The following is a 23,640-nucleotide window of genomic DNA, read 5'->3' as shown; positions in this document are numbered from 1 at the left end:
AATTTAGGGTTTAGAATTTAAAGTATAAAATCATGATCAAAAGCTATGTAACTATCGCCTTTAGGAATATTCGCCGTAACCTGAGTTATGCTTTCCTGAACGTTTTTGGGCTTACTTTGGGTGTAGCCGCATGTTTGGTGATCTTCCTTATTGTGAGGAATGAGCTGGGCTTTGACAGTTACAACAGCAAAGCCGACCGCACTTACCGGGTAACTTTAAACGCGATTGATTTTAACTCGAACGTATCTATGGCTATAATCCCGGCCATGCGGATTGATTTTCCCGAACTGGAGCAAACCACACAACTATTTTACCAGTCAGAAGCTATGATCAAGATTGGCGAGAACCGTTTCAGAGAAAAAAATATAGTTTTTGGCGATGATCAGACAGCTAAAGTTTTTGACTACCAATGGCTGGCCGGTGACCCTAAAACCGCGCTTTCGCAACCCAATAGCGTGGTACTTACAGAAACTATTGCCAAAAAATATTTTGGCAAAGCCAATGCTATGGGGCAGACAGTCAATTTTGAAAACCAGCTGAACGCCAAAGTAACAGGTATCATTAAAGATTTGCCTGCTAATTCCAGTACACCGACCGCGTTCCTGGTATCATTGAAAAGCATCGAGCAGTATTTGAAAGGTGGCATGAGTAATTTCTGGTCTATCCCGGGCGGTAGCTACGCCTATATTGTGCTTCCCCCAAATTATTCTGTGCAACAATTGAAAAGCAAAATACCTGCTTTTATTAAAAAAAACTGGGGCGCCGATATTGCCAAAAGCGCTCATTTGCCCCTGCAACCATTGAAAGATATTCACTTCGATCAGCGGTATATCAATAACATCATCACACCTACATCAAAAGATACTTATTACGCGCTCATTGGCGTGGCTTTACTTATCATCATTACAGCTTGTATCAATTTTATTAACCTGGCTACGGCGCAGGCCATCAGGCGTGCAAAAGAAGTTGGTGTACGTAAAGTATTGGGTGCAACCCGGTCACAGTTGGTAAAGCAATTCATGGGCGAAACTACGGTACTGGTGCTGATTTCAGTGATATTTGGTGTTTGTTTATCCGCATTATTCCTGTCAGAAGCCGGTAAATGGATGTCGATCAGCATAGATTCCTCGCAGTTATTGCAACCTGTAGTAATGGGCTGGATAGCCGCTATTACCCTGGTGGTTATTTTGCTTGCGGGTTTATATCCGTCGTTTGTACAATCAGCCTTTCAGCCGGTTGAATCTTTGAAAAATACGGCAGGCATGTCTTCCGGTGGCTTAACCTTACGTAAAGGTTTGGTAATAGCCCAGTTTGCTATTTCGCAGATATTGATAGTAGGCACCCTGATAGTAGCTCACCAGATGGATTTCTTTAAAAACCAGGACCTCGGTTTTAATAAAGAGGCAGTGATTTCTGTCGACTTGCCCAATAAGGAAAAACGCGAGGTGTTTAAGCAGCAACTGGCAACCTATCCGGGGATAAAGGACCTGAGCTTTTCAAACGGCGGACCGGTTTATAATAACAACTTCACCAGCTTCCAGTCGCCCGAACTTGGGCTAACCAAGGATGATGTTACCGAGGTGAAATACATTGATGAAAAGTACACAGATATGTTTCAGCTGCACATGCTGGCCGGGCAAAAGATCTGGAAAAAGAATGATAAAGATACCCTGCACAGCGTAGTGATCAACGAAACCATGATGCACAAACTGGGCATCCAGGACCCACAGCTGGCCTTGAATAAACAGGTAAAACTTAATGGCGACCAACAATCAACTATTGTGGGCGTGGTACAGGATTTTCAAAGCGAATCAAAACATAAAAACCGCAGGGCCTGCGTGCTGGAATACAATCCGCGGGGCTTCTTTATGGCCAGCATCAGGATTCAGCCTGCTGCTATGAATAAAACCATTGCATATATTGGCAAACAATGGTCAAAAATTTACCCGGATAATGTTTTTGAGTATGAGTTTATAGATGAGCATATTGCCAATTTTTACAGGCAGGAGCAAAAAGTTTATACCGCTTTCCAGTTATTCTCATACATAGCCATACTCATAGGTTGCTTAGGCTTATACGGATTGATCGCTTTCGCAGCCTCTCAACGTACTAAAGAGGTAGGCATCCGCAAGGTTTTGGGCGCGCCTGTATATAGTATTGTAGCCCTGTTTGGTAAAGAATTTATACTCCTGATAGGGATAGCATTTTTAGTAGCCGCCCCGCTGGGTTACTACGTAATGCACAACTGGCTGCAAAACTTTGCTTATCACATTAACATAGGGCCGGAAATATTCATCATAGCCATAGCATCATCATTTATAATCGCCGCTATTACTATTGCATACCAGGCTATTAAAGCCGCCTTGGTTAATCCGGTGAAGAGTTTAAGGAGCGAATAGAGGTTCATTGGTTCATTAGTTCACTGGTTGATTAGTGGAAGGCGGTAAACCTTAGTTTGATCTGCTGACCGCGCAACCAAAAAGTTAATGAACCATACAAGACCAATGAACTAATGAACCAGTGAACAAATGAACAAATAAAACTAATATCATGATAAAAAACTACATCAAAATAGCTTTCCGGAACCTTTGGCGTTACAAGGGGTTTTCGGTTATCAATATTATAGGTTTGGCCGTGGGGATGACCGCCGGGTTCCTGATTTATATGTATGTAAAGTTTGAGCTGAGCTACGATCATTTTAATGCGAATTATGATAACATTTACCGGGTAGCCTCAGACATTAAAACACCTACCGAAACGCTGCACTGGCCGTCAACCACCGCCCCTGTTGGCCCGGCCATACAAGGTGATTATCCCGAGGTTGAGGCTTATACCCGCTTGTTTGGCGCAGGTTACCTGGTGCAGTACCAGGATGCCAAATTCCAGGAAAATAATGTTCAGTTTGCCGAGCCTTCGCTTTTTAAGGTGTTCTCGTTCCAATTGGTAAAAGGGGATAAGAATAAAGCCCTTGAAGCGCCTTACAGCGTGGTAATGAGTCAAACCATGGCCAAAAAATACTTTGGCAGCGCCGATCCTATAGGTAAGCCGTTATTACTTGACGGTAAATACCCTGCCGCTGTTACCGGCGTCATGCAGGATGTTCCTCATAATTCGCACATTAAATTTGATATGCTCGTATCGGTATCCACCCTCGCAAAATTGTATAAAGGGTATTTAACCCAATGGGGCAATTATAATAACTTTACCTACCTGTTGCTCAAAAAAGGATATGATCCGGCTAAATTGCAGGCACGCTTACCGGCATTCGCCAAAAAGCATATCAGCGAGGCCGACCGTAAAAGCGGGATGGATTACGCCTATTATCTTGAACCACTTAGAGATGTATACATGGTTTCAAAAAGGGGAGGCGGAACCGAAAATGGCAGTGTTACCAATGTTTACATCTTTTCGGTAATCGCGGCGTTTATTTTGCTGATTGCCTGTATCAATTTTATTAACCTTACCACCGCCCGTGCCACCGAAAGGGCCAAAGAGGTGGGCATCCGCAAGGTGATAGGGGCGGTGCGCAAACAATTAACTATCCAGTTTTTAAGCGAATCGGTTATTATTTGTTTAATCTCTTTTGTGTTTTCGGCCTTGTTCAGTTACTTGTTGCTGCCTTTGTTTAACCAGTTATCGGGCAAAGTGGTTAGCGAAAGTATCTTTAACAGTGGTTACCTGGTACAACTTTTTGTTATTGCCAGTGCAATTGGCCTTGTTGCGGGCATTTACCCGGCCATGGTGCTGTCGGGATTTAAACCGGTCACTATTTTAAAGGGCAGGTTCAGCACTACCAGTAAGGGCATCATTTTGCGCAAAGGTTTAGTAATTACACAATTCACCATCTCTATTGTGCTTATTATTGGCACGCTGATAGTTTACAACCAGCTCAGTTTTATGCGCAGCCAGAACCTCGGCTTTAAAAAAGAACAGATGCTCACCATTGATTTTGCAGGCGACAGCGCTGTTCAGGCCCGTTTCCAGCTGATAAAAAATGAACTGGCAAAAATCCCCAACGTATCGGCTGTTACGGCATCGGGCAGTATCCCCGGTTTTGGCAACAGTGTGGCCTATTCAAAAATAGAGACCAAAACCGGCGCCATGCAGGAAATGAATATGAACATGTACGATGTGGACTATGATTTTATCCACCAGTTTGAAATGAAGGTTTTAGCCGGTCGCACTTTTTCTCAATCATTTGGAACGGATACCACCAAAGCCATTGTCATTAACGAGGCGGCTTCAAAAATGCTGGGCTACCTGAAACCCGGGGATGCTGTTGGACACAATTTCAATCAATGGGGGCGAACAGGTAAAATAATTGGCGTGGTAAAAGATTTTCATTTTCAAGGTTTACAAACCCAGGTGAAACCATTGAACATGCGTATTAACCAACGTGGATTAAATGTATTTACTTTAAAAATAGGGGTAAATGACATTCCAGTCACCATAAAAGCTATCCAGGATAAATGGAAATCGCTTGTACCCGAGCGGCCGTTCAATTATGTTTTTGTTGATGCAACCTTTGATAAGCTTTACGCGTCTGATAATAGGTTTGGCACCCTGTTCTTATATTTCGCGATACTCGCCATATTTATTTCGTGCTTGGGTTTGCTTGGCCTGGCATCGTACAGTACCATCCAGCGCACCCGCGAAATCGGGATCCGCAAGGTATTAGGCGCATCGGTATTCGGTATAGTGAATATGCTATCGCTGGAGTTTGTGATACTGGTAGGTATTTCGGCATTGATTGCTTTTCCGCTTGCTTATTATGGCATGCATAGCTGGTTAAAGGATTTTGCTTATCGAATCAGCATCAGCTGGTGGGAGTTTGCCCTGGCAGGCATAATAGCCCTTATGATAGCGCTTACCACGGTAAGCTTCCAGGCTATTAAAGCGGCGCTCACAAACCCGGTTAAGAGTTTGCGGAGCGAGTAGGCGTTTATTGGTTCATTAGTTCACTGGTTCATTGGTGGAAGGCGGTAAACCTTAGTTTGATCCGCTGACCGCGCAACCAAAAAGCTAGTGAACCATACAAGACTAATGAACAAATGAACCATTGAACAAATGAACCAAATACCATGTTTAAAAATTACTTAAAAATTGCCTGGCGGAGCCTGATAAAAAACAAGCTGTATTCTGCTATTAACATTGGCGGCCTTGGGGCGGGTATGGCAGTTAGTTTTATGCTGCTGTTATATGTATATAATGAGTTTACCTACGATAAATTTTATCAGAACAGCGATAGCATCTATAAAGTGATGCGTAATCAGCCGTCAGATGGCGAAATTCTTACCGGCGATGCCACACCTGTGCAGGTAGCCGGGGTACTGCAAAAAGAGTATCCAGATATTGCATACGCCGCCCGTACAAACTGGGCTTACGATCAGCTTTTTAATTATAACAACAAGCCGCTCAAATTTTCATTGATGGCTGCCGATGCTTCGTTCCTGGATATTTTTAAGCTTGATTTTGTTAAAGGCAATAAAACCGATGCGTTTAAAGATCTGAGCTCGGTTATTATATCAGAGTCGGCTGTTAAAGCACTGTTTGGTAAGCAGGATCCTATTGGTCAAACAGTAAAATTGAATGGTAGCACACTGGTAAAAATAAGCGGTGTTTTTAAAGACCTGCCCCAAAATTCCAGCTTTAGGTTTAAGGCTTTAATGTCGTGGAAATTGTTTGAATCAACCATGCCATGGGTTAAAAATTCTGGCTGGGGCAATTATTCATTCAAAACCTTTATCAAGTTAAAACCAGGTGTCGATGTGGCTAAGTTTAACCCTAAAATCACAAAGCTGATAGCTCATAATGATCCTTTTAATAAAGAAAATGAACTGTTTTTATACTCTTTTAATAAAATGCACCTGTACAGTGAATTTAAAAACGGTAAGGCCACAGGTGGCGGCAGTATTGAGTATGTAAGGCTGTTCCTGTTCCTGGCAATCGGGATCCTGGTGATAGCCTGTATCAATTTTATGAATCTTTCAACAGCACGTTCTGAAAAACGATCACGCGAGGTGGGGATCCGCAAGGTAGTAGGCGCCCGCAGGTTTGCCATTATCCAGCAGTTCATGGGCGAATCGATATTGACATCTTTCCTGGCTTTTATTTTTGCCGCATTATTAATGGGATCGCTGATGGGGCGTTTTCAGGAGATGATTGGTAAGCAACTCATTATACCGTTTAGTAACCCTTTAACCTGGGTAGCCATAATTGGCGTAACATTGCTTACAGGGATCCTTGCCGGTAGTTACCCGGCCTTGTTCCTTTCGTCGTTTAAACCAATAAAAGTTTTAAAAGGCCTTAGCAAAGCAGGCAAAACAACATTTTACTCCAGGCAGGTACTGGTTGTAATACAGTTTGTATTTGCTACATGCCTGATACTTTCAAGTATCCTGATTTATAAACAGATCAGCTATATAAAAAACAGGCCGGTTGGCTACTCACAAAATGGTTTGCTGGAGTTCTCTATTGAAGGCAGCATCCAAAAGGAGTTTGAAAACTTCAGGAGGGATGCCATTAATGCCGGAGCTATTACCGATGCAGCAATTACATCAAGTACTATTGCCAGTGCCAACAGCAGTAGCTGGGGCATTACCTGGCCCGGTCAATTGGCAGGTGAAGATAAAATTCCTATTGATCAGTTGGTTACCAGCTATCATTTTATCCCTACATATGGTCTGCAGCTTTTGGCAGGCCGCGATTTTTCAATAGATCACGTTGCTGATAGCTCGTCTGTTATGCTGAATGAAGCCGCGGTAAAAATGATGCGGCTAAAAGATCCGATAGGCCAGATAGTAAAGTGGCAGGATAGAAAATGTGCTGTTGTAGGAGTTGTAAAAAACTTTGTATGGGCCTCTCCATATGAACCAGTAAAGCCGGTGATCATCGGCTTTGATAAAAACTGGGCAGGGACTATCGGCATACGGTTAAATCCAAAAATATCGGTATCAAAAAGCCTGGCGACCATCGAGTCCCTCTACAAAAAATATAACCCCGAATACCCTTTTGAATACAAGTTTGTAGACGAAAATTTTAGCCGCAAGTTCCAGACAGAGAAATTGCTGGGTACGTTATCGAGCGCGTTCACGGTGCTGGCCATTATCATATCATGCCTTGGCTTGTTCGGCTTAGCTTCCTTCGCCGCCGAACAGCGTAAAAAGGAGATCGGTATCCGCAAAGTATTAGGGGCAACTGTAAGCAGCCTGTGGTTCAACCTGTCAAGGGAGTTTTTGCAATTGGTAATCATCTCCTTTGTTATCGGCTCTGCTATCAGCTATTATTACATGGATAAATGGTTATCCCAGTACACTTACCGCACTAATATCAGTGCGTGGGTATTTGTGGCTACTATAGCCATCAGCGTGGCCGTATGCCTTGCAACCGTTAGCTGGCAGGCTATTAAAGCAGCTTTGAGCAACCCGGTTAAAAGTTTGAGAAGCGAATAAAATTGTTCATTGGTTCACTGGTTCATTAGTTCATTGGTCTTATCTGTTGGCTAATTGGGTCGGTTATGTTGAATAATGGCTTGTGGCTGGCGAATTCAGACTGCAGGGTCTACGCTCCTCCACCAATGAACTAATGAACCAGTGAACTAATGAACTACGAATCATACAACACCAATGAACTAATAAACAATTGAACTAATGAACCAAATACCATGTTTAAAAATTTTATAAAAATCGCCTGGCGCAATTTATTGCGTAATAAATCATTTTCGTTAATCAACATATCGGGACTGGCCATAGGGATGGCAAGCGCGGCGCTTATCCTTTTCTGGATTCAGAACGAGTTGAGCTATGACCAGTTTCATCAAAATCGCGATAGACTATACCTGGCTTATAACCGGGCTGTTTTTGATGGCAAGCTTTGGTGCTGGGGAACTACACCGAAGATCATGTCGAAGACATTGAAGCAGGATTACCCCTCCGTTGAACAAAGCGCGCGTACAACATCAGCAAGTTTCTTGTTTAGCCTTGGCGATAAACACCTGAACCTGGATGGTAACTTTACCGATCCGGATTTTTTGACCATGTTTAATTTTCCGCTGGTGGCAGGAAATCCAAAAACGGCGCTTAATACTATCAATTCCATAGTTATTACGCAAAAGCTGTCAAAAAAGCTTTTTGGCGAACAAGATGCGATGGGTAAAGTGATACGTATTGACAGCGTTGACCATTTTACAGTGACAGGGGTAATGAAAGATTTGCCCAACAACACCCGTTTTGATTTTGAATACCTAATGCCCTGGAGTTATCTGAAAAAAACAGGTGGCGATGACGAGTACTGGGGTAACAACTCTGTGCAAACCTGGGTGCTTACTAAACCCAATGTTACCGAAGACCAGCTTAATAAGCAGGTGATCAACATTACCAAATCGCACTCCGATCAAAAAGACCAGGAAGTGTTTATGCACCCTGCAGCCAAATGGCATTTATATTCTAAATTTGAAAATGGCAAAATAACCGGCGGTAAAATTGAGTCGGTAAGGTTGTTTGCTGTTATCGCGGCATTTATTTTATTGATAGCCTGTATCAATTTCATGAACCTAAGCACTGCCCGGAGCGAAAAACGCGCCCGCGAAGTAGGTATCATGAAAGCGATAGGTGCAAAAAAAGGTTCGATCATCACACAATTTTTGGGTGAAAGCATCCTTATCGCTTTGATTGCAGGTATAATTGCCATTATCATTGTGCAGGTTAGTATGTCGGGCTTCAATCAGCTGACTGATAAACGGTTATTTGTACCTTATGGCAGTATTTATTTCTGGCTGGCCGGTTTAAGTTTTGTTTTATTTACGGGGATAATAGCCGGCAGTTACCCGGCTTTCTTCCTGTCGTCATTTAAGCCGGTTAGCGTTTTAAAAGGATCATTTAAAAAGGTAGATGCCGCAATTAGCCCGCGCAAAATATTGGTAGTAGTTCAATTTACTTTCGCTATTATCCTCATCATCTGTACCATCCTCATCCGCGACCAGATGCAATACGCCCAAAACAGGGATCTTGGATACAAAAAAGACAACCTGGCATATACCATGATGTCGGGCAGTATTGATAAAAACTTCAAGATGATCCGCAATGAACTGGTAAGCAGCGGGGCAGCAGTATCGGTTACTAAAACCAACTCGCCGGTTACCCAACGGTGGAGCGACAGCTGGGGTTTTGACTGGAAAGGAAAAGACCAAAGTCAGAAAATAGATTTTATCATGTACAACACCGATGGCGACTTTGTAAAAACCATGGGTTTAAAAATAGCTGCCGGCAGGGATATCGATATTAATACTTATCCTACGGACTCAACAGCCATATTACTGAACGAAGCCGCTGTAAAAGTAACCGGTTTTAAAGATCCCGTAGGACAGATCATCAAACGGGATAACCATAATTTGGTGGTGGTAGGTGTTATTAAAGATTTTATTATCGAATCGCCATACCAGCCTATTAAAGCCATGATTATCCAGGGGCCAAAATCATGGTTTAACGTGGTACATTATAAGCTTAACCCCAATAACACTACCGCCGAAAACCTGAAACGTGCAGAAGCCGTGTTTAAAAAATATAATCCGGAGTATCCGTTTGAATATCATTTTGTTGACGATGAATACGCGAAAAAATTCAACGACGAACAAAAAGTGGGCACCTTAGCCAGCCTGTTTGCCGGCCTAACCATATTTATATCATGCCTTGGGTTGTTTGGCCTTGCTGCCTATATGGCACAAAACCGTCAAAAGGAGATTAGTGTACGTAAGGTTTTAGGCGCATCGGTGTCAAACCTTACCGGCATGTTATCAAAAGAGTTTTTGATGCTTGTACTTATTTCCTTCGCAATAGCATCACCAATTGCCTGGTGGGGTATGCACAAATGGCTGGAAACATATACCTACCGCATCACCATCCAGATTTGGGTATTTGTAATGGCAGGGCTGGTAACCGTAATAGTTGCACTGGCGACCGTAAGTTTCCAATCTATTAAAGCAGCATTAGCCAATCCGATTAATAGTTTGCGGAACGAGTAGTTCCCTGGAACAAAGATTTTTGGACGAAGGACTTTTGGAGCAAGGAGTAAAGACTTTTGGACGAAGGTCCTTCAGACAAAAGATGTGTTTGTCTTCTTTTTGTCCTTTGTCCAAAAGTCTTTTGTCTGAAAGTCCAAAATCTTACTCCCCTGTTCGCCTATGCACAATGACCGTCCGCTATCGTACGGTTTTGTATTTTGGTTTTATTTTTAATTTACTGATATTTAGGTTTTTATGTAATTGGTACGGGTTTTAGTATTCTAATAGTATAACCATAAAACATTAGCCTTATGTTAAAGAATTATATTAAAGTAGCCTGGCGAAACCTTATCAAGCATAAAGTTTTCTCCATCATCAATGTAAGCGGTTTAGCCATTGGCGTGGCCGCTTTCTGGCTCATAAGTCTTTACGTGGCTGATGAATGGAGCTATGACCGATACAATAAAAAAGCCGACCGGATTTTCCGGGTTGCCCAGCATGGTGAATGGAACGGCGGTAAGTTTAATCTTGCAGTCACATCGGCACCTTTCGGCCCCACATTGAAAAATGATTACCCCGAAGTTGAAGAGTTTGCGCGTGTTGATGCCGAGGGTGGTGGTAAAATAACCTACGGCGATAAGCAGATGAACGAAGGAGGGATCCTTTTTACAGACAATGCCATCTTTAATGTATTTAGCTATCACTTTTTATCCGGCGAACCTGCATCTGCTTTAGCCAGGCCGCAAACCATAGTTTTAACCAAAACGCTTGCTGTTAAGCTTTTTGGCGATGCAGATAATGCGGTGAACAAAACGGTAATGATCAATGAGCAACCTAACGCGGTTACCGGTGTTATTGACGATGTACCCGCAAATTCGCACTTTTCATTTTCTGCACTGCGGTCGTTCCCTGCGGGTTATACCGATAGGTGGGGTAACTCTGGAATATATACCTACCTGCTGCTTAAAAATCAAACTGATTACAAAAAGATAGAAGCGGCCTCCCAAGGTTTTTTAAATAAATACTTAAAGGGTGATCTTGGCCCAATGAAGTACCGGATGGAGCTGCAGCCCCTAACCTCTATCCACCTTAAATCAAATTTAGATTATGAGATAGGTAATAACGGCAATATTACTTATGTGTATGTGTTCGGCATTGTAGCATTGCTGATACTGGCTATAGCGGTTATCAATTATGTGAATCTAACCACCGCGCGTTCATCTGTAAGGGTTAAGGAGATAGGGGTTCGCAAAGTTATAGGCTCCAGCAAAAACCAGTTAATGCTGATGTTTTTTGCTGAATCTATTTTGCTGACTGCCATTGCCACGATTTTGGCGGGGGCGGTCATCCAGTTTGTATTGCCGTATTTTAACCAGCTATCGGGCAAAACATTAATACTGTTGCAATTCGGGCTTACAAAAACCATCATTGCCTTTACAGTATTCTCATTTGTAACAGGCATGCTGAGCGGTTTGTACCCGGCTTTGTTCCTGTCGGGTTTCCGTACTATTTCTGCCATGAAAGGCCAAACAGGCAACCAGGTATCTACCGTATTATTCAGGAAATCGTTGGTGGTGTTCCAGTTTGTTATCACCATTGTAATGATAGCTGGCTCGTGTATCATTTACCAGCAATTGCATTTTGTAATGAACAAAGACCTTGGCTTTAACAAGGCGCAGGTACTTACTTTCCATATTAATGATAAATCGGCCCGAACTAAAATTGCTGCTATAAAAAGCCAGCTACTGCAAAATCCTGCTGTGGAAAGCGTGGGGATTGCCGGTAACCCGATAGGTAACAACAACATAGGCGGCGGCAGTTTTAACTTAGGTGCTGATGGAAAAGCAAACTCCGAATCGAAAATTGTAGAGAACCTGGTTGTTGATCAAGACTTTATCCCTACGCTGCAAATAAAAATGGACAAGGGGCGCAATTTTTTATCATCAATGGTTACCGATCAAAAGCAATCCATCATTGTTAACCAAACCCTGGTTAATGAAATGGGCTGGAAGGATGCCGTAGGTAAATCCGTTCGAACCGGGGTTGATGAAAAGGGCAACACGATATCGCAAACCATTATCGGCGTTGTAAAAGATTTTAATACCTACTCCCTTCAGCATAAGGTATCACCTATGGTGATGGTAATGCCAGCCAAAGCAAACGATCAGGATAATATGTATGTACGCATTGGTAAAAACAACATCCAGGCTACATTAGATTATATCAGTAAAGTGTATGGTCGCTTTGATATCGAAAGCAAAGTTGAGTTTCACTTTTTAGATCAGAATTTTTCCAAACAATACCAATCCGAACAAAAGCAGGGCAGTATCCTGTTCCTATTCACCATACTTGCCATTAGTATAGCCTGCCTGGGACTTTTCGGCCTGGTAACTTTTACCGCCGAACAAAGGGTAAAAGAGATAGGTATCCGTAAAGTATTAGGCGCCAGTATAGCAAACATTGTTACCCTGCTATCTCAGGATCTGATGAAACTGGTACTGGTGGCCACCGTAATTGCATCACCACTGGCCTGGTATGGCATGAGCAAATGGCTGCAAAGCTTTGCTTACCGTATTGATATCCAATGGTGGGTGTTTGCAATTGCCGGTATTACAGCTATTACCATAGCCTTTGTAACTGTTAGCGTACAATCTGTAAAGGCTGCCACTGCTAATCCGGCTAAGAGCCTTAAAAGTGAGTAGCTAGTTCATTGGTTCACTGGTTCATTAGTTTATTGGTATTGTCTGGTTGGATCACGCAAGGAGGCATTTTAGATAGGCAGTCGCTTGTCAGTCCACTATGCCCGCGTTAACCAATGAACCAATGAACCAATGAACCAATGAACCCCAAAAGTTTTGAGTGCAAGTGTAACCACAATCGTTAGCATGTTGTCAAAGGATTTATAATTGCCACCAATGAACCAGTGAACAAATGATTGATGAACTCTGCCACCAATGAACTAATGAACCAGTGAACTAATGAACTAACGAGATGATAAAAAACTACATTAAAACCGCTTTCCGTACGCTTAAGAAAAACTTAGGGTTTACGGCTATTAACGTTTTGGGGCTGGCCCTGGGACTGGCAACCTGTTTGCTTATTGTTTTTTATGTTGTTGATGAGTTAAGTTATGATGGATTTAACCTGAATGCCGATAGGATTTACCGCCTGAATAACGATATCAAATTTGGTGGTAACGATCAATCATATGCCAGTTCGCCTGCACCACTTGCGGGGGCCCTGGTAAGTGATTTTCCGGAAGTGGAAAAATCGACGAGGATGATTAACAGGGGGGGCTATAATGTAAAAAAAGGCAATCAGAATATTAAGGAAGATAGAATGATATTTGCCGATGCTTCCCTTTTTGATGTATTTACCTTACCCATGATAGCGGGCGACCCACACAAGGCCCTGATTGAGCCACACACAGCAGTAATCAACGAAACCACAGCCAGGCGCTATTTTAATAACCCTTTGCAGGCCGTTGGTAAAACCTTAACTTTTAATGACAGTATCTTATATAAAGTAACCGGGGTCATCAAGGATATTCCAAAGCAGTCGCACTTTAATTTCGGTTTCTTTTTATCAATGAGCACCCTTGCCGAAAGCAGGGAGAACGCCTGGTTCAGCAATAATTTTAATACCTATGTTTTATTAAAACCGGGGGCCGATCCGCAGAAGTTCAAAGCTAAATTACCCCAGCTGCTGCGTAAATATGCAGGCCCGCAATTGCAAAGTATATTGCACATCACCTTTGACGATTTTGAAAAGGCCGGTAACAAGTACCAGCTTAACTTAATCCCGCTGAAAGATATTCATCTTAAATCAAACAGTGTTTCGGAACTTTCACCTAATGGCAATATCCAGTATGTGTACATATTTACCGCGGTAGCCATTTTTATATTGCTGATAGCCTGCGTAAACTTCATGAACCTGTCTACCGCCCGCTCATCAAACCGTGCACGCGAGGTTGGGGTTCGTAAGGTGCTGGGTTCGCCTCGTAAATACCTTATTTTTCAATTCCTGTCCGAATCGGTAATGGTTACGTTTATAGCGGCTGTGTTGGCTGTAATCACGGCTTATTTATTTTTACCGGTATTTAATCATATGGCCGATAAAACTTTAGCGCTCAGTCTTAGCTCCCTAAGCTGGCTGATACCGGGCATGCTGATAGTGGTTTTAGTGATTGGTTGCCTGGCGGGCTTTTATCCGGCTTTCTTCCTGTCAGCTTTCCAACCCATTGAAGTATTAAAGGGTAAGCTGGCCAATGGCTTTAAAGGCAGCTGGTTAAGGAGTTTTTTGGTAGTATTCCAGTTTTCAATTTCTATTTTCCTCATCATAGGCACGCTGGTTATCTATAACCAGTTAAAATATATTCAGCATAAAGATCTTGGCTATAACCGCAACCAGGTATTGATCATACACGGCACATATGACCTGGGTAAACATGCAAAAACATTTAAAGAAGAGGTAAAGCGACTACCCGGCGTAATGAATGCCACCATGACCGGCTTTTTGCCCACCATGGATTACCGCAACAGCAGCAGCATGTTCCCCGATCGTAACCTCGATCAAAAACGGGCTATCCTTACGCAAACCTGGATGGTTGACGAAGATTACGTTAATACTCTGGGTTTAAAGATTACTAAAGGGCGTAATTTCTCTAAAGAGATGGCAACTGATACCGCATCGATGATCATCAATGAAACAGCCGCGAAACTGATGGATGTGCCCGATCCGATAAACAAAACATTATATCTTCCGCAGGATAATATGGCCAAAACCTTTAAGGGTTTTCATATTGTTGGCGTGATAAAAGATTTTAACTTCAGTTCGTTAAAAACCAATATCAGCCCTGTAGTATTGATGTACGGCGAGGATACCGGGGCAATGAGCTTAAAAGTGAATACCGCCAACATCACCTCGCTGATGGCGCTTATTAAAGACAGGTGGAAATCAATATCGCCCAACAGGGAGTTTAATTATTCTTTTATGGATGAAGATTTTGATGCCACGTACCGTGCCGAACAACGTATGGGCACCATATCAATAGTGTTTACCTCGCTGGCCATTATTATTGCCTGCCTGGGTCTGTTTGGTTTGGCTGCCTACGCCGCCGAGCAGCGCAGTAAAGAGATAGGCATCCGCAAAGTATTGGGAGCAGACGTAAGCACCATTGTTGCCATGCTCTCCAAAGATTTTATCAAACTGGTACTTATAGCTATAGTTTTTGCAACACCGGTAGCCTGGCTGTTTATGCACCATTGGCTGCAGGGATTTGCCTACAGGCAAAACATACAATGGTGGGTTATTGCTGTATCGTCATTCCTGGCTGTGTTCATTGCCTTTGCTACCATCAGTTTTCAGTCAATAAAAGCAGCGTTAAGCAATCCGGTGAAGAGTTTGAGGAGCGAGTAATCGTTCATTGGTTCACTGGTTCATTAGTTCATTGGTCAGGGTGTAGAGTGTAACGAAGAAGCGTTTAGAATTTTAAAATTAGAATTTAGGATTTATCATTTAGAGTTTAAATACATATGAATACCAAATTAGCGTGGCGTAATTTAAAAAAGAACAAGCTTTATGCTTTTATCAACATCCTTGGTTTAACGGTAGGTATTGCCAGTTGCCTGCTTATTGGCATCTATATCAGGCATGAATTGAGCTATGACCGTTTCCATTCAAACGCCGATAGGATTGTGCGGGCTACGATGGAGTATAATTCGTCCGACGTAACTAAAAATATTGCTTTAAGTGGTACAAAGGCGGGCCCGCAATTTAAAAGGACGTTTCCGGGTGTAAAGGAATATGTACGCACCTTTAAATATCCTATGGTAATAAGTTACCACAACCAGGTGTTTGAAGAAAAGGTATTTTATGCCGATGCCAATTTTTTCAGCGTGTTTTCGTTCCCCTTGCTCCTGGGCGATGCGCGGTCGGCTTTAAACGCGCCTGATAAAATAGTGATTACCCAAAACGCGGCTAAAAAGTATTTTGGTAACCAGGATGCCTTGGGCAAAGTTTTATCAGTTGGTTCAAAAAACTTTACGGTTGCGGCGGTTGCGGCAACCATTCCGTCAAACTCGCAAATTCAGTTTGATTTTGTTGTGCCTTTTAGTTTATACATTACCGATAACGGGCCCGAGCAATGGTGGTCGGCAAGTAACATGACTTATTTGCTGATTGATGATAAAGTTAATATCAAATCGCTTCAAGCTAAACTAACCGATTACATGGTAAACACGGTTAGCAAAAAAGAGCTTAAGATGGAGGGCAAACATTACCTTACTTACAACCTGCAACCACTAACAGCTATTCACCTCCACTCTGGCATACCATACGAATTTGAGCCTACCGGCAGTATCACTTACATTTATATCCTTTTGGCGGTAGCTATACTGATACTATTGATAGGCTGCGTAAATTATATAAACCTGGCCATAGCCCAATCGGCCGGACGCGGTGCCGAGATAGGCGTACGCAAAGTAATGGGCGCCGGTAATGGCGAATTATTTTGGCAGTTTATAGCTGAGTCGGTTTTTACAGCCGCAATAGCATCAGTATTTGCTATGATTTTGGCAGGTTTGGTATTGCCTTTATTTAACCAAATATCGGGCAAGCAATTAGAAATAATGGTGTTATTTAACCCGGCTGTAATTGGTGGTTTGGTGGCATTAAGTTTAGTGGTGGGTTTTGCGGCTGGGGCGTACCCGGCGTTATTGTTATCCAACGCAAAACTGGTGAAGATACTTAAATCGGGCTTCTCGTTTACTTCAGGTCAAAGTGTACGCAAATCGCTCATAGTATTCCAGTTCGTGATCTCTATTTTTCTGATCATCTCTACCATTGTGATATTGCAACAGTTGGCCTATATCCGCAATAAGGATGTTGGTTACAATAAAAGCAACGTAGTAGTTTTACCTGTAGATCATAAGATACGGCCACAACTCGAAGCCCTGAAAAAAGCAATGGCGGCCATTCCCGGTGTACAATCTGTAGCCGCTGCAAATGACGAGCCTATTAATGTAGGCTGGGGCGATGGTATCAGTACCAATGATGGCAAAAGTATTTCGGTGGCCGCCATACCGGTGGATATGGATTTTGTGAAAACTATGCAACTGAACTTAACCGCAGGCAGCGATTATACCCGTGCCGACTTGCTGCAAATGGATACCACCGATAAGTACAAAAACTACCACTATTCTTTTATCATGAATGAATCGGCTGTAAAAGCCTTAGGGTGGACACCGGAGCAGGCCATAGGCAAAACCATATCAAAAGGTAACCCCGGTGTTGTGAAAGGTGTTATTAAAGATTTTAATTTTAAAACGTTTCATGATCCTATTACCCCGCTCATCCTGTTTTTGGATAATGAGCAACTGCACAAGTTGTTTATTAGGATTAACGGCAATAACACACCTCAGATAATAACCGAGATTGGTAAGGTATGGAAAGACCGCGTTACGCACAGACCATATGATTACCATTTTCTGGACGATAATTACAACGCCCTATACCGCACCGAACAACGTACAGCAGGGGTATTCACCACTTTTTCAGCGCTGGCCATTATACTGGCCTGTTTAGGGTTGTTTGCTATAACAGCCTTTGCCGTAGTGCAGCGTACCAAAGAGATTGGTATTCGTAAAGTATTGGGTGCAGGCGTTATGAATATTATCCTGCTGATAGCAAAAGATTTTTTAGCACTGGTGATTATAGCCACCGTTATCGCATCGCCAATAGCCTGGTACATATCCAGCAAATGGCTGCAGGATTTCGCTTATCGTATTGATATACAATGGTGGGTGTTTATCATAACAGGTGCTGCCGCATTATTGGTAGCCGCCATTACGGTTAGTATACAATCAACCAAAGCGGCGTTGGCCAACCCGGTAAAAAGCTTGAAGAGTGAGTAGTGGTGAGTAGTGAGTGGGGTGACAAACTATTGCTCTCGATAAGTAATGATGAGGCTGTTTACAGTAACAAACCGTTTACCAGCGATAAGTACCAATGAACTAATGAACCAATGAACTAACATATGTTAAGTAATCACATCAAAATAGCTTTCAGGAGTTTGAGCAGGAATAAGGGTTTTACCTTTATCAATATCACGGGTTTGGCCGTGGGGCTTGCGGTTTGTATCATGATTATGCTGTATGTAACCCATGAAATGAGTTACGATAGTTTTCACAAAAACGGGAAGCGGATTTATAACCTCCGGGCATCAATAAAGGTGGGGGGAAATGTCATGAATATGGCCTACATGAGTTACGCTGCCGGGCCTATTATAAAGCAAAATAATCCTGTGGTGGAGGATTACATGCGTACGATGACTTATTTCAGGTCATTGGTGGTGAGCAATCCGAAATCACCCGAAAATAAGTTTGCAGAAAGTAAACTGATGTTTGCAGATGCGGGTTTCTTTGATTTTTATTCTTTTAAATTATTGTCGGGAGAGGCATCGGATGCACTTAAAGCACCATTCTCTGTTGTAATCTCCAGGGATATCGCCAAAAAATACTTCGGCAACGTAAATCCGGTAGGGCAAACACTTACCATAAAAACAGATAGCGCATATACCTATCACATTACCGGCGTAGCCGAAAACGCCCCGTCAAATTCGTCTATTGACTTCAACTTTGTGGCGTCTAACACAAGTTTGCTTTCAATGAAAGAAGCATCAATGTATACAGGTTCGCAAGGTATAAGCTTTGGCTCATTCGGGTTGACCCTGCTTTTAAATCATGCCTCGGATACTGCCACGTTGAGGCGTAACCTGCAGGCGATGGCCAAAAAGGATAAAAGCTTTGATGAGATGATTTATACCTTATCGCCAATAACGGATACCCACTTGCACATGAACTTTGGCGATTCATCTAACACCAGGTATTTAAAGATTTTTCCATTGGTGGCCGTGCTCATATTGCTGCTGGCATTGGTTAATTACATGAGCCTTTCTACCGCGAGGGCGACATTAAGGGCCAAGGAAGTTGGGGTACGCAAGGTATCTGGTGCAAGCCGTATTAGCATTGCCATGCAGTTTTATGTGGAGTCTGCCTTGTTCGCGGGCATTTCTTTCGTATTGGGTTATTGTCTGTGTTATCTGTGCAAGCCCTGGTTTTTAAATGTGTTGCAGTTAAAGATCGATAATTCGTTTTTATACAGTCCGCAGGTTTTGGGGCTGTTGTTTGCCTTGTTGGTATTAACTGTGTTAATAGCCGGGAGCTATCCTTCGCTGGTATTGTCGGCATTTAAGCCTGTGGTTACACTCAAGGGCAAAATGAGCAGGCAGGCCGGCGGTATCACGGTACGCAAAGTATTTACCACATTGCAATTTGCCATATCGGTAGGGTTGATTATTTGTGGAATTATTATCGACAGGCAACTCTACTATTTCAGGCATGCGGAAACAGGTATCAACCGCGATAATATTGTGATGCTGCCGGTAGGTACCAACCTCGTAAAAAATTACCAGGCCTTTAAAAAAGACATCAGTGATTTGGCAGGTATCGATAAGGTTGCTACTTCACATTATGCCATGTACAAAGGCTATGATATGTTTTTTGCTGCCGGCAAAACTAAAGAAGAGAAAAGTATAGCTATAGCCAACTTAGTTGCCGATAATAACTTTATCCCCGTTCTTGGTTTAAAATGGAAATATCCTCCTGCACAAAATACCGAAATTACCGGTCGTAACAAAGTTGTAATTAACGAACTGGCTATAGGAAAACTGCATTTGCCTGCAAACCCGGTAGGCAGTTTCATTAGTGATGGCAATAACAAACTCCGGGTTATGGGAGTGCTTAAAAATTTCAACTTTAGCTCAATGGCAGATGAGTTAAAACCCTTTGCTTTGTTTACGCTGCCGGATACCTCATCCTTTTGGAAAAGAACCGGCTGCAGTTTATTTGCCAGGATAAAACCGTATACCAATTTGCCAACGCTACTTAGCAAAATGCAGGGCATTTATAAAAAGTACGATCAGGATACGCCTTTCGATTATACTTTTATGGATGATGCTTTTAATCAGCAATACAAAGCCGAAGACCGCCTGGCATCTATATTCAGCCTGTTTACTTATATAACCATTATACTTGCTACGATGGGCCTGTTTGGTTTGGCTGCATTCACTATTGAGCAGCGTACCAAAGAGATTGGCATCCGTAAAATATTAGGTGCCAGCCTGTCGACAATCAGCACCCTGTTATCTATGGATTTTCTGAAATTAGTGTTGCTATCGGTTATTATCGCTTCGCCAGTTGCCTGGTGGGCCATGCACAGCTGGCTGCAGAATTTTGCCTACCGCATTGCCATACCATGGTGGGTATTTACCGTTGCCGGAGCAATTGCTATGGTAACGGCGGTTGTCACTATTAGTTACCATGCTATAAAAGCAGCTTTGGCAAACCCGGTAAATAGTTTGAGAAGTGAGTAGTTCATTGGTTCACTGGTTCATTAGTTCATTGGTGAAAAGTCTGATATTGAGATTTGATAGTAATATTTAGTAATTCTTTTTAGTATTTAAAGCTTAGGATTTAGAATTTATTTTTTACCGGGTGCAACGTATTTCTTCTTGCTGCTGTCTTATTAATAAACCAAACTAAAACATTATGAAAAAGCACTTACTGTTATTATTTGTTGCCTGCCAAAGCTGCATTGTTTTTGCGCAGGATTCCAAAACGCCATACATGACCAAATCCTTATCAGGAGCTATAAAAGACGTATTTGTTAGCACATCGGGGGGCAGCATCAGCGTTAGCGGAGCAGCCGGGGAGGCACCTCGTGTAGAGGTTTATATCCAGGGCAACAATGTTATTGGCAAAATATCAAAAGAAGAAATAGAAAAACGCCTGCAAAACTATGATCTTAGTGTTACCGTTAGCGGTGGCGAAGTTCATGCAACCGCCAAAAACAAGCACAATTTTTCAAACTGGAAAAACTCTTTAAGTATTGGCTTTAAAGTATTTGTACCAAAACAGGTTAATACAAGCCTGAATACCAGTGGTGGCAGTATCCACATGGATAATTTATCAGGCAATGAAAAATTTGAAACCAGTGGCGGTAGCTTGCATGTAGACAAATTAACCGGCATTGTTAAAGGCGAAACATCTGGCGGCAGTATTCAAGTAAGCAATTCTGGCTCGGATATCAGCCTTGAAACCAGCGGCGGCAGCATTGAAGCCAGCAACTGCAATGGCAAAATTCACCTCGAAACTTCTGGCGGTTCATTGCGTCTTACCGACTTAAAAGGTACTATAGATGCAAATACCAGCGGTGGCAGTATCAATGCAAATAACATAGCAGGCGAATTTAAAACAGGAACTTCAGGTGGTAGTATCAATCTTACTAACCTGGCATGCGCGCTCGATGCATCTACCAGCGGCGGCAGTTTTCATGCACAATTTAACAGCGTTGGTAAATATGTTAAAGTAGATGTTAGCGGGCATGTAGACATATCGATTCCGTCAAAACAAGGTTTAGATCTTGATCTGCGTGCCGATAGGGTAGAAGCTAACTTCACCTCCAACTTTAGCGGAACCAAAGAAAAGGAAAAAATTGAAGGCAAACTAAACGGCGGCGGCTCTTCTGTAGTAATCAGGGGTAACCGTATCAATCTTAATCTTAACTAAGATCTATATAAAGTAATTAAGTACAAAAAGGGGCCTGTTGTTTAACGCGACAGGCCCTTTGTGTGTTTAGTCATAAGTACTTAGTCTTGAGTCCTAAGCCTTAAGTCCCAAGCCATAAGCCTTAAGTCTAAAATGACAATTCAGACTTTAGACTTAGGACTTCAGACTTAGGACTTAAGTCCCCTGGTAGCGCTTCTTAAGTAATTGCATCATGCCAACGTTAATGTCCCATTGGTTTGATACCGGCATTTTTGTATACGGCAGTACAGGCATGTAAGGGGAAGGGCCAAACTCGGGTGTAATGGTTAATTGCCCGGCACCGCTTTGCAGGCGCGAATTTACTATAGCATCCCACCACAGCAAATGTGCTTCCAGTTCTGTTTGCCATTCGGGGGCATTTGGATCAGAAACCTGCGCAGATTGGGCATGGCCAACGCGCGCGTGAATATGAACAGTTCGGCTGATGGCTATTTTAACCGCCTCCCGCTGCTGTTCCAGCAAGCTTTCAGATACATTACACCAGTGCGAAAAATCTGCGGTTATTAAAACATCAGGATTATCTGTAAGTAATTGTTGAGAGATATGGGCTGCAAATAAAGCTTTATTCCGGTGCGTTTCATGGGCAATGGTAATGTCGCTTGCAACGGCAATCTCGTTGGCTATGGCAAAAAGCTCTTTGTTTTGGTAGTTTGTGAAATAATCCTTTCCGGTTTGCGAATCAATTAAAACCGGCTGCACTTGCACTGTATTTTCAAGATGTCTGCGGAAATTGATTTTGTGCAACTCAAAATCTTCTTCAAAAGATTGGTAATATTGACCAATCAATAACAGATCATATTCTTTAAGTGCATTTAAGATAATATTCTTTTGCCGTTCATCAAAAGGTACAGATGCTTCGACACCGTGATAACCAGCTTCCTTTACTTTAAAACAAAATTCATCCCAGGACAATTGTTCAGAGCCCCAGCGAGGGCAAAAAAACTTTATTTTCATTTGAAATTTTATTCAACGGTAAATGACGGTTTATCGGATTAAACGGTCTTCTATGATATATATGATTATTTGCCCCACTCATTACCTTGTAGTGCCGGATCTTCTTCTTTTTTTAGAAAATCAGCTTTAACCCGCTCTTCTGTTTGCCATTCCAGAATAGCTTCGTTGGCAACGACCTCTACAGGTGTTTTCCATGAAGTGGACTTTTCATTATAAGCAAGGTTAGATTGCAGGCTATAGCAGGATATAATTGACCATCTTGGGTAATCGGACAAATTTGCTTCTGAACGATGCAATAGGTTACTATGGAAAAACAGTGCATCGCCTGGTTCCAGTTCAGCGTAAATTAATTCCATTGATTTCAGTGAGTTTTCTACCATCACCATGTCGGCACCAACTTGTTCACCGGCATAACCGTGATTGATCCTGCCCATTTTGTGCGAACCTTTAATTACCTGGAGACAACCGTTTTCTTTGTTGGCAGTAGTAAGTGCAATCATTACGCTAATCAGCTGATCGGGAAACATAAATTGGTTTTTATACCAATAGCCGTAATCCTGGTGCCATTCCCATGCACCGCCAACTTTTGGCTCTTTCTGCATCAATTTTGAATGGAAATGGCATACCCTGGATTGGCCGCCGAGCAACTGTGCAACCGAATCCACCATCTTTTGACTTCTCGTTAGATATCCGAAAACATCATTTCCGGGTGTAAACCATAAAGACAGTTTAGTTTTTTTGCCCGATTGATCGTTCAGATCAAGTGCATTATTTAACATGTTATCGTCGCTGGTTGCAGCTTTGTACAGCTTGTCTATTTCCGGTTTACTAAAAAAACCTTTTACTATCACATAGCCATCTTTATGATAGTGGCCACTTTGTTCTGGTGTTAATTTAATGTTCGGCATACAATTGGTTTTAATACACCAAAGGTCAAAATCTTTGTGGGCGGCCGCCACATCGCATCTGTTAAAAACCGATACTTTTCTAACATCGCAGAAAAAATATTTAAGTAAAATAGCT

At 42.4% G+C, this 23,640-nt stretch carries 11 protein-coding genes; 9 read left to right on the top strand and 2 right to left on the bottom strand.

The annotated features are described in order from the left end of the window. Positions 1-32: 32 nt before the first annotated feature. The 9 genes from AC1DO4_RS16570 to AC1DO4_RS16530 all read left to right on the top strand — a co-directional run bounded on the left by AC1DO4_RS16570 (position 33) and on the right by AC1DO4_RS16530 (position 21,624). A complete protein-coding gene (locus tag AC1DO4_RS16570) occupies positions 33-2,399 on the top strand; it encodes an ABC transporter permease (RefSeq protein ID WP_477417753.1) in 2,367 nt (788 codons plus the stop codon). A 151-nt stretch (positions 2,400-2,550) separates the two neighbouring features. Next, positions 2,551-4,938: an ABC transporter permease gene (locus tag AC1DO4_RS16565; RefSeq protein ID WP_477417751.1), complete on the top strand. Its 2,388-nt coding sequence runs from the start codon at positions 2,551-2,553 to the stop codon at positions 4,936-4,938. A gap of 143 nt (positions 4,939-5,081) precedes the next feature. Next, a complete protein-coding gene (locus AC1DO4_RS16560) occupies positions 5,082-7,451 on the top strand; it encodes an ABC transporter permease (RefSeq protein ID WP_477417749.1) in 2,370 nt (789 codons plus the stop codon). A 212-nt stretch (positions 7,452-7,663) separates the two neighbouring features. After that, complete coding sequence (locus AC1DO4_RS16555; protein ID WP_477417747.1) at positions 7,664-10,018, top strand: ABC transporter permease; 2,355 nt, start codon at positions 7,664-7,666, stop codon at positions 10,016-10,018. 290 nt (positions 10,019-10,308) lie between these two features. Next, the gene (locus AC1DO4_RS16550; RefSeq protein ID WP_477417745.1) at positions 10,309-12,699 is read left to right on the top strand and encodes an ABC transporter permease; all 2,391 of its coding nucleotides are present in this window, start codon (positions 10,309-10,311) and stop codon (positions 12,697-12,699) included. A gap of 289 nt (positions 12,700-12,988) precedes the next feature. Beyond that, complete coding sequence (locus AC1DO4_RS16545) at positions 12,989-15,415, top strand: ABC transporter permease (protein WP_477417743.1); 2,427 nt, start codon at positions 12,989-12,991, stop codon at positions 15,413-15,415. Positions 15,416-15,531: 116 nt separating this feature from the next. After that, positions 15,532-17,910, top strand: coding sequence for an ABC transporter permease (locus tag AC1DO4_RS16540; protein ID WP_477417741.1), 2,379 nt, complete (start codon positions 15,532-15,534; stop codon positions 17,908-17,910). Positions 17,911-18,032: 122 nt separating this feature from the next. Next, positions 18,033-20,429: an ABC transporter permease gene (locus tag AC1DO4_RS16535; protein ID WP_477417738.1), complete on the top strand. Its 2,397-nt coding sequence runs from the start codon at positions 18,033-18,035 to the stop codon at positions 20,427-20,429. 175 nt (positions 20,430-20,604) lie between these two features. Further along, the gene (locus AC1DO4_RS16530; RefSeq protein ID WP_477417736.1) at positions 20,605-21,624 is read left to right on the top strand and encodes a DUF4097 family beta strand repeat-containing protein; all 1,020 of its coding nucleotides are present in this window, start codon (positions 20,605-20,607) and stop codon (positions 21,622-21,624) included. A 174-nt stretch (positions 21,625-21,798) separates the two neighbouring features. On the opposite strand, the gene AC1DO4_RS16525 is transcribed toward AC1DO4_RS16530, so the two are convergent. Then, positions 21,799-22,617, bottom strand: a complete 819-nt coding sequence (locus tag AC1DO4_RS16525) for a sugar phosphate isomerase/epimerase family protein (protein WP_477417734.1) — start codon at positions 22,615-22,617, stop codon at positions 21,799-21,801. Positions 22,618-22,682: 65 nt separating this feature from the next. Further along, positions 22,683-23,525: a phytanoyl-CoA dioxygenase family protein gene (locus tag AC1DO4_RS16520; RefSeq protein ID WP_477417732.1), complete on the bottom strand. Its 843-nt coding sequence runs from the start codon at positions 23,523-23,525 to the stop codon at positions 22,683-22,685. Between the last annotated feature and the right edge of the window lie 115 nt (positions 23,526-23,640).

This window comes from Mucilaginibacter sp. P5_A6, from assembly GCF_056400585.1.
The sequence above is the reverse complement of the archived record's forward strand: the minus strand, read 5'-3'. Positions and strand labels throughout refer to the sequence as shown.